This window comes from Moorena sp. SIO1F2 (assembly GCF_010672755.1).
GTDB lineage: Bacteria > Cyanobacteriota > Cyanobacteriia > Cyanobacteriales > Coleofasciculaceae > Moorena.
Map to the genome: position 1 here is coordinate 1 of NZ_JAAHFV010000186.1, position 12,573 is coordinate 12,573.

General features: G+C 43.1%; 14 protein-coding genes. 9 read left to right on the forward strand and 5 right to left on the reverse strand.

Annotated elements, in window-relative coordinates; translation table 11 throughout:
- Positions 1 to 207 precede the first annotated feature (207 nt).
- Positions 208 to 630, reverse strand: coding sequence for a helix-turn-helix domain-containing protein (locus F6J94_RS20405; RefSeq protein WP_293029446.1), 423 nt, complete (start codon positions 628 to 630; stop codon positions 208 to 210).
- A 55-nt stretch (positions 631 to 685) separates the two neighbouring features.
- Between F6J94_RS20405 and F6J94_RS20410 the strand changes: the two genes are divergently transcribed.
- The 5 genes from F6J94_RS20410 (at position 686) to F6J94_RS20430 (ending at position 4,369) form a co-directional block, all read left to right on the forward strand.
- Entirely contained in the window at positions 686 to 913 is a 228-nt protein-coding gene (locus F6J94_RS20410) for a hypothetical protein (protein WP_293029442.1), read from the forward strand.
- A gap of 99 nt (positions 914 to 1,012) precedes the next feature.
- Complete coding sequence (locus F6J94_RS20415; protein ID WP_293029438.1) at positions 1,013 to 1,639, forward strand: type I restriction endonuclease; 627 nt, start codon at positions 1,013 to 1,015, stop codon at positions 1,637 to 1,639.
- A gap of 769 nt (positions 1,640 to 2,408) precedes the next feature.
- Positions 2,409 to 3,443 (forward strand): GAF domain-containing protein, encoded by a 1,035-nt coding sequence (locus F6J94_RS20420; protein WP_293043734.1) that lies wholly within the window; start codon positions 2,409 to 2,411, stop codon positions 3,441 to 3,443.
- A 151-nt stretch (positions 3,444 to 3,594) separates the two neighbouring features.
- Positions 3,595 to 3,906 (forward strand): carbon dioxide-concentrating mechanism protein CcmK, encoded by a 312-nt coding sequence (locus F6J94_RS20425; RefSeq protein WP_075900807.1) that lies wholly within the window; start codon positions 3,595 to 3,597, stop codon positions 3,904 to 3,906.
- A 106-nt stretch (positions 3,907 to 4,012) separates the two neighbouring features.
- The gene (locus F6J94_RS20430) at positions 4,013 to 4,369 is read left to right on the forward strand and encodes a carbon dioxide-concentrating mechanism protein CcmK (RefSeq protein ID WP_293043736.1); all 357 of its coding nucleotides are present in this window, start codon (positions 4,013 to 4,015) and stop codon (positions 4,367 to 4,369) included.
- Between the two features lie 125 nt (positions 4,370 to 4,494).
- Here F6J94_RS20430 and F6J94_RS20435 read toward each other — a convergent pair whose 3' ends face one another.
- Positions 4,495 to 4,761, reverse strand: a complete 267-nt coding sequence (locus F6J94_RS20435; protein ID WP_293029426.1) for a hypothetical protein — start codon at positions 4,759 to 4,761, stop codon at positions 4,495 to 4,497.
- A gap of 336 nt (positions 4,762 to 5,097) precedes the next feature.
- Between F6J94_RS20435 and ahcY the strand changes: the two genes are divergently transcribed.
- The 4 genes from ahcY (at position 5,098) to F6J94_RS20455 (ending at position 9,919) form a co-directional block, all read left to right on the forward strand.
- Positions 5,098 to 6,375: an adenosylhomocysteinase gene (gene ahcY / locus F6J94_RS20440; protein ID WP_293029424.1), complete on the forward strand. Its 1,278-nt coding sequence runs from the start codon at positions 5,098 to 5,100 to the stop codon at positions 6,373 to 6,375.
- A gap of 643 nt (positions 6,376 to 7,018) precedes the next feature.
- Positions 7,019 to 7,822, forward strand: coding sequence for a DUF928 domain-containing protein (locus F6J94_RS20445; protein ID WP_293043738.1), 804 nt, complete (start codon positions 7,019 to 7,021; stop codon positions 7,820 to 7,822).
- Positions 7,823 to 7,900: 78 nt separating this feature from the next.
- Positions 7,901 to 8,533 (forward strand): exopolysaccharide biosynthesis protein, encoded by a 633-nt coding sequence (locus tag F6J94_RS20450; protein WP_293043740.1) that lies wholly within the window; start codon positions 7,901 to 7,903, stop codon positions 8,531 to 8,533.
- Positions 8,534 to 8,668: 135 nt separating this feature from the next.
- Complete coding sequence (locus F6J94_RS20455) at positions 8,669 to 9,919, forward strand: transposase (protein WP_293043742.1); 1,251 nt, start codon at positions 8,669 to 8,671, stop codon at positions 9,917 to 9,919.
- Positions 9,920 to 10,305: 386 nt separating this feature from the next.
- On the opposite strand, the gene F6J94_RS20460 is transcribed toward F6J94_RS20455, so the two are convergent.
- The 3 genes from F6J94_RS20460 to F6J94_RS20470 form a co-directional block, all read right to left on the reverse strand.
- Complete coding sequence (locus F6J94_RS20460) at positions 10,306 to 10,686, reverse strand: DUF760 domain-containing protein (protein WP_293043744.1); 381 nt, start codon at positions 10,684 to 10,686, stop codon at positions 10,306 to 10,308.
- Positions 10,687 to 10,856: 170 nt separating this feature from the next.
- Positions 10,857 to 11,330: an SMC-Scp complex subunit ScpB gene (gene scpB, locus F6J94_RS20465; protein WP_071104321.1), complete on the reverse strand. Its 474-nt coding sequence runs from the start codon at positions 11,328 to 11,330 to the stop codon at positions 10,857 to 10,859.
- 15 nt (positions 11,331 to 11,345) lie between these two features.
- On the reverse strand, positions 11,346 to 12,221 hold the full coding sequence (locus F6J94_RS20470) for an ABC transporter ATP-binding protein (protein ID WP_293043746.1): 876 nt from the start codon (positions 12,219 to 12,221) through the stop codon (positions 11,346 to 11,348).
- Positions 12,222 to 12,573: the final 352 nt, after the last annotated feature.

The following is a 12,573-nucleotide window of genomic DNA, read 5'->3' on the forward strand; positions in this document are numbered from 1 at the left end:
TGGAGATAGGGAGATAGGGAGATAGGGAGATAGGGAGATAGGGAGATAGGGAGATAGGGAGGTAGGGAGGTAGGGAGATAGGGAGATTTTTGCTAATACAGGGGTTTTTACCCTAATGAGGTACACAGGATTGTATCTCTGTTCCCTATTCCCTATTCCCTTTGAGCAATTTAGGTATCCCAATCTCAATACTGAACAGCTGACCCATCACGCTGAAATCACCTCAAAATCAGAAATAGTCTCAATCCAAACCCGTGCTCCACACTTAAGGGGATCATCTGGACGATACATCACCCGACAGGGGCCATTGACCTCCACCGTATGACCGTAAACATTTTTAGAGCCTCGCTTCACCGTAATCACAGGATTCCGGTCCCCCGTCTTGAGATTGTTGCGAATCACCCTCTGGTTAACATGAATCACTGTCTTAGTGTACTCTGTACGCTTTGACCAGTTCCGTTTTGGTCCGCGAGTGCCAGGGGTGACCACCGGCATACCATCAAACAAAGGAATCACCCAAGTTCTGCCCACCTTATAAGCCCCTTTAACTCTGCCCTTGCCCAGAAGGTAACGGACGCGAGTAGCAGAAACACCAAGTAATTCAGCGGCTTGTGCGGTGGAAATCATCATGGCCAATAAACCATTGCTTTAACGATATTATTATAATAACACGATTTTCCATAAAATGCCAGGATTTGGTGAAACTATTGCATTGTCGCCATTTCAGATGGTGTGGGGTGTGGGGTGTGGGGTGTGGGCGCGGGAGGAAGAGGGTGCTAAAAAAAACTATTGCATTGTCACAATCTCAAGTAGTGGGGCAACTGGGATTAGTGAGATTAATGGGATTAGTAAGATACAAGGGTTCCAAAAAACTATTGCATTATCGCAATTTAAAGAAGAAGCTGATCGCTGATCGCTGAATACTTCCGAAAATTGCTATAAATAAATCAGGGACTGTGTAATCACTTATGTGCGATTAATTAAACTCTAAATTATAAATTTTCAACTACCCATGGTTCAAACAATTCCTGCAAAAGAGATTACCTTACGTCAATTAAGACACAGATTCCACCTAGAACGAACGGATGATGAACATTTTTTCCGAGAATGGCAAGACGAGTTACCGGAACTGACGGATTTTGAGAAACAATTGCTAGGGCAAGTTAAAGAAGAATATCTGTACTTATCTGAGTCTCCGTTATTGGAAGTGATCTTGAAAATGGTGATAATATCGCCATTACTCAGACTAGCGGGATTTTATCGTCATCCCTTTGAAATTACAGCAGAGAAAGAAGTTAAAATCACCTCCGAAGATGAGGGTATGATTGTTACTGGACGTATTGATATTCTGATTTTTCACCCAGAATTCTGGGTTACTGTTATTGAAGCAAAAGGAACAAAATATGCCTTGGCAGCGGGAATTCCCCAAGTCTTAGCGTATATGTTGGCTAATCCTAATCCAGAGCAATCTATCCTGGGGTTTATCACCAATGGAAATGAGTTTAAATTCCTAAAGATGACAACCCACAAGCCACCTAAATATGCTCAATCCTATACATTCGCTCTTGAGAACAAAGATGACCTTTACACTGTTTTGAGAATATTAAAACGTATTAACCAAACCATCCAAAATCCCTAGTCAGCTTCCAGCTATCAGCATATTGAGGGGGTTTTCCAGGATAACTGATCTACTCGCGCTCCTCAGCTAAATGTCTAAGTTTTCCTGGATGATTTAACTGACTGCTCAGAAGCAGTTGATGTAGCCTCGGCGAGGATATTAGCTGACTGCTTACACTTCCTGAAAAGGACTTTACCTTTTTCACAAAAAGCACTATTATACAAATACTGCTGCCCAGAGCTTACTGGAAGCAGCAGGTGATAGCCAAACAAAAGAACCGATTATCTGTTTATTGATCAGGTTATTGATCAGGTGTGACAGCTGTATACCAACTATGGTATCTTCACCATGGTGGTAATGGGGGTAAGGGTAACTAGACGATGTGGCTGATACCGTGACCGTCATCAAAAACTTCCAACCCTAAGAGGTTATTAGAAAGCACGGTTAATTGCCTAGTAACATCTAACGGAATACACTGCTGAAAGCAGCAACTAGTTTGTTAAAACTACCTAGAGAGTCTAGTTAACTGATGGGATGAACCTATTAGAGACTTAGACCATTGACATCAAATGTCCAGAATATCGATAAAAAGCCATAGATTGAGATCAGGGACTGGCGTTTAAAAAAATACCAATTAAAGTAGGGTGGGTAACCTAACTTAATCTATAAAACTGAAAATAAACCAACTTTTTTTGCCTATCCGAAAAGCTAAAAACTGGTATTTTATATTTTGGCTACTCCCTAATCAGTTGGAGTTGAGATAAGCAGCTTTCCCCAAATCAAAAAAAGAATGGACAAATTATATAGTGTACACCCTAAGTATCTCGAAACAGTCAAATTAGTTTGGAAGCGTAAGCGTCGGGGAAGAGATATAGACCTAGCTAATAAATTAGATTTATCCTTGCCCATTGTTAATCTTTTTCTGATCGGAAAGCCCATTAAAGGTCTTTTCTTTGTAGAAATTTGTCAAGCATTGCACTTAAATTGGCGAGAAATTGCTGGTTTAGATTTACTGGAAACTCCGGTAAAATCCTCAGAGATTGAAGTAGATAGCAATGACGTAGATACCGTAGATATCACCGTAGATACCAGTGATGGGATTGGCCGTAGGCCAGGCTACGGGAATACAAAACCAAAGCCTATCGAAGAGGTAAACACCGTTGATGACGCTTTAGGGGATTTAGTGGATACCCTCAAAGAAATGTTACGTCGCCTCACCCGAAAAGCGGGAAATATACTAAAAGCAGACCGCACCAGTATTTTTTTACTGGATGAGCATAGTAATATCCTCGGTTCCATTGACGCTGATGATGGGAAAGGTGGCTCCCTAGTCATTGATATTCCAGCAGATAAAGGAATTGCTGGTGCAGCTGCTACCTCCTTAAGCATTATTAATGTTCCCTTTGATGTCTATGACGATCCACGCTCTGAAGAAGCGAAAAGAATCGACCAAATTACCGGTTACCGAACCTATACTATGCTAGCTTGGCCGGTGTTGAATCAGCAAAAAAATTTAATTGCTGTGGTACAATTAATTAATAAGTTAAAGCCAGACAGTAATCCCAAGGATGACTTGTATGAAAGAATTGATCTAAAGGGGTTTACCAAAAGAGATGAAGAACTGTTGGCTCAATTTACTCCTTCAATTCTGAGAAATTTAGAACGATGTCAGTTATGTTTCCAACTAGCCCGTAAACTTTGGGTAAATTCAGAAAGCAAATCAGGGATTATCGATCCCTATAATCAAAAACTAATTACTGAACTCCAGGAGAAAGAAAAACAGGTGCGCAAGAGCCTAAAAAAACTAACCAAACTCAACTTCTAGTAATTGTTAATTTTTAGGGTAAAATTTAAATATTTTATAATAGTTTAAATTTTAAATGTTAACGTTTTAGGCAAGCTAAGATATATTTTGCCTAATAACTCCAGTACAATCAGATTTAACAAACTTTTCGTGTTGACCGGAGTAGAACACAATGCCAGTAGCAGTTGGAACCATTGAGACCCTAGGTTTTCCAGGGGTACTTGCCGCAGCAGACGCCATGGTCAAAGCAGGGGCAGTGACACTGGTATCCTATGATAAATCTGAGAAAGGTCGGTTTATGGTTAGCGTCCGTGGTAAAATATCGGAGGTAAACGTCGCGGTAGCAGCTGGTCTGGAAGCCGTAGAGAAAACCTATGGTGCAGAGGTGACAGCTTACTATATCATTCCTAACCCTAATGAAAATGTGGACACAGTGCTGCCCATCCACTACACCAGCAAAGTCGAAGAGTTCCGAACATTTTAAACCAATAGGCTTAATCGCTATTTGTCAGCATCGGTAGCGAAGATTCGTACAATAGTTCCTGAGTTTAAAATAATTCAACAAATTCAACAAAGTAAGGAGTTTGGCTATGTCCACAGTGGCGGTTGGATCTCTCGAAACCAAAGGCTTTCCTGGTATACTCGCAGCAGCAGATGCTATGGTGAAAGCTGGTAGGGTTACCTTAGTAGGCTACATCAGAGTTGGTAGCGCCCGCTTCAATATCAATATTCGAGGGGATGTTTCGGAAGTAAAAGCAGCTATGGATGCCGGTATTGCAGCCGTCGAAAAAGCCCATGGCGCTACCCTGGAATCCTGGGTAATCATTCCTCGTCCCCATGAAAACGTCGAGTGTGTTCTGCCCATTGCCTATACTGAAGCCGTTGAACAGTACCGAGAAGCCGTGGAAAATCCCATCATCGGGCCGGGGAACGGTTTGCCTCGTTAAGCTTTTTGGTTGGTTTTAGCTAAGCCCGCACCAAGCCCAGGTCTGACCGGATAGGAGAGCGGTTGTTGAATGCGGGTTGAAGCTACATTTGTGTTAGAACCGGGTCCGGTTAACTATGTCAATAATCATGCTACTAATCCTGATGGTTGCACTTCCACAGGAACCACTGGCAAATCAACCCGCACTTTCTGAGCTTGGGGCTGTGCTGCTTGCTCTAATACTTCTACCTCAATATTAACTGCCACTAGATAAGAACCAGTTTGATCTGCCACAGCTTGGGCAATCAAACCAGCAAAGTCTGGCCGTTCTGCCGTAATGGGATCTCGTGACGTACACTGCTCCCATTGGTAGTCGGCATTGGGATTGATGCTCAGGATATAGTGCTTCTTCATGGGGAAAAACCTTGATTAGGGGTTTACATCAGATCAGCTAACCGTCAACTCGCTCTCTTGATTATAGTACAAATATACTAATTTAGGAGTGATCAGTAGTCAATCCTAAGAGGCCTTGCTGCCATTGAGTTTCCTATATCCTTCAGAAAATAGCCAATTTGCTACATCAAGGGATGTAATTAGCACTCGTTAAAGAGATAAATATGTAAAATATCTTCAATATCAGCAGGTTTAATCAGAATTTTGATAAAGCTTGCCCATCCGGTGGAACTTTCAAGGGACACGTTAAACTAATCAAGGCTAAACTAAAAAACGTTAACTAAAACACAAAACCTGATGATTGCAACTGCGACTAGGATAAAACACGAAGTTAAAGACCTGTCTCTGGCACCAAAAGGAAAGCAGCGGATTGAATGGGCTGGACGGGAGATGCCAGTGCTCAAGCAAATTCGAGACCGCTTTGCCCAACAAAAGCCTTTGGAAGGAATTCGTTTAGTTGCTTGCTGTCACGTTACTACGGAAACTGCCCATTTAGCGATCGCACTCAAGGCTGCTGGTGCTGATGCTGTCCTAATTGCCAGCAACCCTCTCTCAACCCAAGATGATGTGGCGGCTAGCTTAGTGGTTGATCATGATATTTCTGTATTTGCCATCAAAGGGGAAGATAACGAAACCTATCACCGCCACGTTGAAATTGCCCTGGATCACAAACCAAACATTATAATCGATGATGGTAGTGATGTTACCGCCACTCTGGTAAAAGATCGCCAACACCAGCTCAGTGATATCATTGGTACCACCGAAGAAACCACCACTGGCATTGTCCGTCTGCGGGCTATGTTCAATGACGGTGTCTTGACATTCCCGGCAATGAATGTTAATGATGCTGACACCAAACACTTCTTTGACAATCGCTACGGTACTGGTCAATCTACCCTTGATGGTATTATCCGCGCCACCAACGTGTTGCTAGCTGGTAAAAACGTGGTTGTGGTCGGTTATGGCTGGTGTGGCAAAGGCGCAGCACTTCGAGCCCGGGGACTGGGAGCCAATGTCATTGTTACTGAAATCGACCCCACTAAAGCCATTGAAGCTGTGATGGATGGCTTCCGGGTAATGCCGATGGCAGAAGCGGCTCCCTTAGGTGACTTGTTTATCACAGTTACTGGTAACAAGCACGTGATTCGCCCTGAGCATTTCGAGGTGATGAAAGATGGAGCAATGGTGTGCAACTCCGGTCACTTCGATATTGAAATTGACCTCAAGTCCTTAGGGGAAATGGCAACAGAAGTCAAAGAAGTACGGAACTTTACCCAAGAGTACTGTTTGAAAAATGGTAAATCCGTTGTAGTACTGGGTGAAGGACGCCTGATTAACCTGGCAGCAGCTGAAGGTCATCCCAGTGCGGTGATGGACATGAGCTTTGCTAACCAAGCTTTGGCCTGTGAATACCTAGTCAAGAACAAAGGATCCATTGAACCAGGTTTACACTCCATCCCAGAAGCAGTGGATAAGGAAATTGCGCGGCTGAAGTTACAAGCAATGGGCATTAACATTGACACCCTAACCCCAGAGCAAATCGAGTACATGAACTCTTGGACTTCTGGTACCTAAAACTAGGGTAATCCTTTGACAATGCCAGTTCAATAATCCTGATCTCCCTGATCGGGTAATGGGTAATGGGTAACAGGTAATGGGTCATAGGTCATGGGTAATTGGTAGTTGACGATGACCGACTATCGATTACCCTGACCCAAAAAAGTGATTAAGCGAACTTGAGATTATTGGGATTTTGGGATAGAATATGGTAAGAATACCAATACCTTTGATGGTAAATTGGGATTAAATACATAAATCCCCAAGTTCAATACCTGATTTACTTAACAATTAATTAAGAATAATTAGCAATTAGCCCGCTGAATAAGGTGTGGGATTAGCCGCAATCCTTGGAAGAACAGAACTTACCCAAAACTGGGTACCAAACTCTACCCTACAGGTAGAGTTATGGCTTTATTGCTGAAGAATAAGGGAAGGTAGGCAAATACCAGTTGCGAAAGCGGATTATGGGTGATTTTTAGAGATTATGGATGTTTTTAAGAAGTGGGGAAACTATATAGATATGGATAATATGTACAGGAAAATTCTAAAATTATATAGAATCTTGCATAAATCTTTAAAAAGAGGGTGATAAATACTATAGCCCAATAGCAAAAATGGACTTTTGCAAGAGGCCTATTAATGAGTAGGGTGATTGATCATGATATGGCAACAAACTCCAACCTATCTGGCAGTGCTTACTACTATGCTGTCGGCTGCACTGGTAAATGACTTGACGGCACCCCGGTTACTCGCACAGTCATACCCACACCATGAAGTTGGTTTACAATTCCCAGCACCACCAGAGCGAGGGTCACCGTCTAAAACCCTTGGGGCTGGGACACATATGATTGAATTTCCACGAGTACCAGAACGAGGAAAACCAACAAGAACAGCAGGAGGAGGGTCTCGTAGCTATTCCTGTACTGACAACGGTGACATCCCTTTGACTCCTATCGTGCCTGCCAATAATCTGGTCAAAACAGTGGCGGCTAATCCTACACTGTTCTGGTATGTTCCCAAAACTAAAGCCTCCGAAGCAGAATTTGTGTTAATTGATGACCAGGATCAAGAGGTGTACCTGACCAGCCTGAGCCTGGATAACACGAACGGTATTGTGCAACTGAGCGTGCCGAAAACCGTACCTCTGACTATGGGTAAGGAATACAAGTGGTTTTTCGTACTCGTTTGCGATCCTCAAGAGCGTAGCCGAGATCAGTGGGTTAAAGGAATACTCCAGCGTACTGAACTTAGTCCAGAATTAGCGCTTAATCTAGAGCAGGAGCAAAATACCTTAGAAAAAGCCAAACTATATGCTGATGCTATGATTTGGCAAGAAACTGTGACTACTGTTGCCCAGTTACGGGATTCCCAGCCCCAAGCATGGGTAGATCTGATCAAATCAGTGGAGTTAGAAGCGATCGCTAACAAACCATTTGTGAATTGCTGCACACCTAACAATTAATCTTAGGTAATTTCAGGGTAAGTGCTAGAAGGATTAGTATAGATTAGTATATTAACTTTTATAACTAATCACTACTGAATGGCTAAACTCTCTGTAGAACTACAGCGCTATTTTTTTGAGGAAGAGCGAGAGCCTCAGGTAAAGCTGGCAGATATTTTGACCCTAGCGGGGGAACGTATTTTTGGGTTTCTATTCGTTATCCTATCCCTACCGTCTGCTTTGCCAGTTCCAGCACCGGGTTATTCGATTCCCTTTGCGATTGTGATCTTCTTGTTGGCTATTCAGCTCATCGTTGGTGCCAAACGCCCCTGGCTACCCAATAAGATGATGAATGGGAAAATGAAATTGGAAACAGTCCAGGGTTTTCTGAAAATAGGACTCCCTTGGTTGCAGCGGATTGAGGCAGTGACCCGTCCTCGCCTAAGCTATATTTGTACCAGTTTGCCTGGTCGGATATTTATGGGGAGTGCGATCGCATTAATGTCAATTTCGATGATGATTCCAATTCCAGGAACAAATACCCTTCCAGCTATTGGAATTTTTATAACTGGTTTTGGCTTAACTGAAGATGATGGCGCAATTAGCCTAGCCGGTTTAGTGCTGTGCTTGATCGGAGCAAGCCTCTCCATCTCAATTCTGTTTGCTCTATGGTTTGGTGGCACAAATCTAGTTGACCAGATTATTGACCAGATTATTGACCGAAAACCCTGAGAGCGCAAGCCCCTGGATTCTATCCATGGGGTTAGCCCGAACAGGAATTTATTCCCTAACTGTCCGGGAACTTTTGCCCGCTCGTTATCGACTATAATAGTAAGTAAAGCAAACGAACCAAGGAGGTGATTTCAGGTGTTGGTAATGGAGTTCAAGGCTGTCCTTAAAGAGCCTCAAAAATTAGCGATAAATGAAGCTATTATAACGGCTCGCTTTGTCCGGAATAAAGTACTTCGGTACTGGATGGATAACCATGGAGTGGGCAAAAAAGAATTGTACCGTTACAACACCGAAATACGTGAAGAGTTTAATTTTGTCAAAGACCTGAACAGTCATGCATGTCAAGCTTCAGTTGAAAATGTAGAGCGGGCAATAAAGCGGTTCTACGACAACTGTAAGAAAAAAGTACCTGGGAAAAAGGGCTATCCCCGTTTTAAGAAACATTCTAGGTCGGTTGAATATAAGCAATCCGGGTGGAAGTTATCCCCAGATAAAAAATCTATAAATTTTACCGACAAGAAAGGAATCGGTAAAGTCAAGCTTAAGGGGACGTGGGACTTATGGCGTTTCGACCAGAAACTGATCAAGCGGGTTCGTATCGTCCAAAGAGCCGATGGTTATTATGTCCAGTTTTGCGTCAAAGCAGATAATTCCGTTCGCGTTCGCGCAGCGTCGGCTTTGCCGAAAGCGTGGCCTACGGCCTTTCAACTAGAAGCTACTGGCTTTACTGTTGGTTTAGATGTTGGATTAAAAGAATTCTATACAGACTCTGATGGGTACTCAGAACCTAACCCAAGATTTTACAGAAGAGGGGAGAAACGTTTAAAGTTTTATCAACGTCGGGTTTCCCGAAAGAAGAAAGGCTCTGCTAACCGTAAAAAAGCAATTAATAGGCTAGGTAGGACACACCTTAAAATAAGTAGGCAGCGTGAAGAACATGCGAAGAGACTCGCGCGTTGCGTAATCCGATCTAACGATCTGGTCGCCTATGAAGACTTGAGGATCAAAAACTTAGTAAAGAATCACTGTCTTGCCAAATCCATTAACGATGCAGGTTGGTACCAATTTCGGGAGTGGCTGGAATATTTTGGTCAAAAGTTTGGTCGGGTAACTGTTGCAGTCAACCCTGCTTATACCAGCCAGAATTGCTCTAATTGTGGCGAAGTAGTCAAGAAGTCTTTATCGACTAGAACTCATGTCTGCAAGTGTGGGTGTCGGCTAGATCGCGATCACAACGCCGCAAAAAATATACTAACTAGAGCCTTAAGTACCTTGGGGCACACGGGAACTCTACTCAACGCTCGGGGAGATTTGTCCTCTACTCTTTTTGGTTCCGGCCTGGAAGGGCAAGACGAGTCGCTGAACCGAGAATCCCCTAGCTTCTAGCTATGGGGAGTGTCAACAGATTAAGATTTGGCTGGGTCGTTGACCTTCTGTGCATCCAGTCCGCGTCGAAGATTTTGTTTGGGTTACGATAATGGGTAATCGGTAACAAACTTCGCTGCAGTTGTCGGTAATTTAGGACAAGAGAACTTCGGATCAGGGCAGAATAATGGATGCACGAGTATCCCCCTTTATCCGCCCATCCTCCCATCCGATCCATCTCGACCTGCGCCTAAAAAGGAAAAAGGGACAATAGATTGTTATAGTATGATCCCTTTTTCCTATTCCATTTACTCTTTTTCCCAAGTTAATCATTCTGAACATAGTGGAATTCACTGGTGTCTACCTAACTTAGTAGGTATCAAAGTAGGTATTAAACCAGAGGACATCTATGACTCAGTTGGGTTTGGGGAGTCGCTACGCTTTTCAGTGCGCCGCTTGTGAGTAGGTAAGGGAGTGGAGTTGGTTAAGTTGTCCTCAAGAACCATACGCTGTTCCATCTGACGGAGAAAATAACCAGTCATCATGGCTGAAGCCAACAATCCAGCTAAATTTTCCCGATCAGTGGTGATTTGAACATTAAAGTTTTCTGATGGCAGCATCCCTACTAGCCCCTGAACGTTCTGAGAGATGATTTGTTGGATTTCAGGGCTAGCAGACTTAGCAATCCTTGCTAAAACATCAGAAGGTTGATTCTGGAGGTATTGCAGCAGTTGGTTCGGTTGAGGCTCTGCTCCTGGGGAACTTAGAAAATCGGGGTTGAATACCATTAGAAATTTTAGGTTTGACCTGCTTCATCTCGACTTTTCTATACTCTAAACGATTGTGAGATAAGCTGAATCCGCTTTCGGGGATAAATCTAAGTTTTTTCGGTAGAAATTCTGAGAAAAAAAGCTTACTTAAAGAAATCTTGAAGTTTCTGTAACCCTTGGCATAGCTTCTATTGGGGTGGCAGTAGCTGCTCAACTTCAAAGTGTTGATGAAATTTTTCAGTAACTTGTAACCAGTACGAGCGCCCCTCAGTTTGTCTACGTTTCTGGACAAAATCGAGCTCGACCAGTTCCTGGATATGTTGATACGCTCCACTCCCACGAAGGTTGACTAGGTCAGCTTGAGTAATCGGACCTTTAAGAGCGATCGCAGCTAAAGTCCTCAAAGCACCTGTGCCCAATTCAGCGGGAATTAAGTTTTGCAGTAATTCACTAAAAGTGGCTCGTAACTGTAAGCTATACCCAGCAGGAGTTTCCACAACTTCTAAAGCACTGTCCCGGTGGGCATAGTCTGCCATCAGTTCAATCAGGCCATCCGCAACTTTTTCGCGATCGCATTGGGCATACTCTGAGATTTCCTCTATGGAGACGGGCTGTCCCTTCAAGTATAGAATCGCTTCAATTTGGGTAGCTAGACGAGGCATTGTTTTAATTCGCTTCTAATCCAATTGACGTCCTGTCAATTCAACAAAAATATCTTCCAGGTTGGAGGGACGAACCATCACACCAGTTTTATCCGGTAAACTTTCGAGATAGCCACTTGCTTGTTCCAGAGTCGGGAAAAATTTGTACTCAAAGCGTTCTGAGAGTTGTTTGATCAGCAATCCTTCCCCATGTTGGTGGCGCAACTGTTCAAGTGTACCTAATTCGATTAGTCTACCAGAATCCATGATCCCGATCCGTCCTGGCTTGCCAGCGCCATAGCCATCGCACAAAAACTCCACTTCTTCCATATAGTGGGTAGTTAGCAATATGGTCATACCTTGGCGATTCAAATCCCGAATAATTTCCCACAGGCGACGGCGGGTTTGGGGGTCTAATCCCACTGTAGGCTCATCCAAAAATAGAATCTTCGGTTGATGTAACAGCGCTCTAGCAATTTGCAACCGACGCTTCATTCCCCCAGACAGAGTTTTAACTAAACTATCCCGTCGGTCTATTAGCTCTACATACTCTAACCACTGATTAATCAGCCGCTGACGCCCAGGATTGGCAATGTGATGCAGCCGTCCGTGGAGTTCCATGTTTTCCCAGACAGTCAGGTCAATATCCACGCTAGTTTGCTGCAAGACCACACCAATATTTTCCTTGACCTGATCTTTTTCTTGTACAACGTCGTAACCCGCTACCTTAATTTGCCCCTTGGTCGGTTCAGTTAACGTAGTTACCATCCGAATTGTAGTGGATTTACCAGCACCATTCGGACCAAGCAAACCAAATATCTCTCCTGATTCAATCGTAAAGGAGAGGTCATTGACTACAGGGACCTTATCGTAGATTTTGTAGATGTTCTGGAGGGAAACAGCTGGGGGCATAGATTCCTTGTATGTATGATATTGAGTCAACAGACTTAAGCTAACCCGCTTCCACACCACAGGTTAGAAGCAAATTATATCATGTTGATCTAATTCCGTTAATAAAAAGAGCAGTAATCGCAAATTTAGGGGCAAATACAACTGCTACAGTTGTATTCATCAATATTAACGGTTATTTAATTAACATAGTATTACTTTGAATTTTAAATTTCCAATACTTAAAATCAAGTATTGGAAATTTAAAGTAAACTTAAGTATTATTATATCTAGACAAAGCATCAATCCGTAGGTTAAAACAAATAGGGGCTGTTCCTTTGGTTACTCCATTAGTTATCAGCTACAGTTATTGACT

Coding starts and splice junctions, on each gene's coding strand:
- F6J94_RS20415 (WP_293029438.1), top strand. CDS start 1,013: ATGGTTCAAACAATTCCTGCAAAAGAGATTACCTTACGTCAATTAAGA.
- scpB (WP_071104321.1), bottom strand. CDS start 11,330: ATGCCTCGTCTAGCTACCCAAATTGAAGCGATTCTATACTTGAAGGGA.
- F6J94_RS20470 (WP_293043746.1), bottom strand. CDS start 12,221: ATGCCCCCAGCTGTTTCCCTCCAGAACATCTACAAAATCTACGATAAG.
- F6J94_RS20445 (WP_293043738.1), top strand. CDS start 7,019: ATGATATGGCAACAAACTCCAACCTATCTGGCAGTGCTTACTACTATG.
- F6J94_RS20425 (WP_075900807.1), top strand. CDS start 3,595: ATGCCAGTAGCAGTTGGAACCATTGAGACCCTAGGTTTTCCAGGGGTA.
- F6J94_RS20410 (WP_293029442.1), top strand. CDS start 686: ATGCCAGGATTTGGTGAAACTATTGCATTGTCGCCATTTCAGATGGTG.
- F6J94_RS20430 (WP_293043736.1), top strand. CDS start 4,013: ATGTCCACAGTGGCGGTTGGATCTCTCGAAACCAAAGGCTTTCCTGGT.
- F6J94_RS20420 (WP_293043734.1), top strand. CDS start 2,409: ATGGACAAATTATATAGTGTACACCCTAAGTATCTCGAAACAGTCAAA.
- F6J94_RS20435 (WP_293029426.1), bottom strand. CDS start 4,761: ATGAAGAAGCACTATATCCTGAGCATCAATCCCAATGCCGACTACCAA.
- ahcY (WP_293029424.1), top strand. CDS start 5,098: ATGATTGCAACTGCGACTAGGATAAAACACGAAGTTAAAGACCTGTCT.
- F6J94_RS20450 (WP_293043740.1), top strand. CDS start 7,901: ATGGCTAAACTCTCTGTAGAACTACAGCGCTATTTTTTTGAGGAAGAG.
- F6J94_RS20405 (WP_293029446.1), bottom strand. CDS start 630: ATGATGATTTCCACCGCACAAGCCGCTGAATTACTTGGTGTTTCTGCT.
- F6J94_RS20460 (WP_293043744.1), bottom strand. CDS start 10,686: ATGGTATTCAACCCCGATTTTCTAAGTTCCCCAGGAGCAGAGCCTCAA.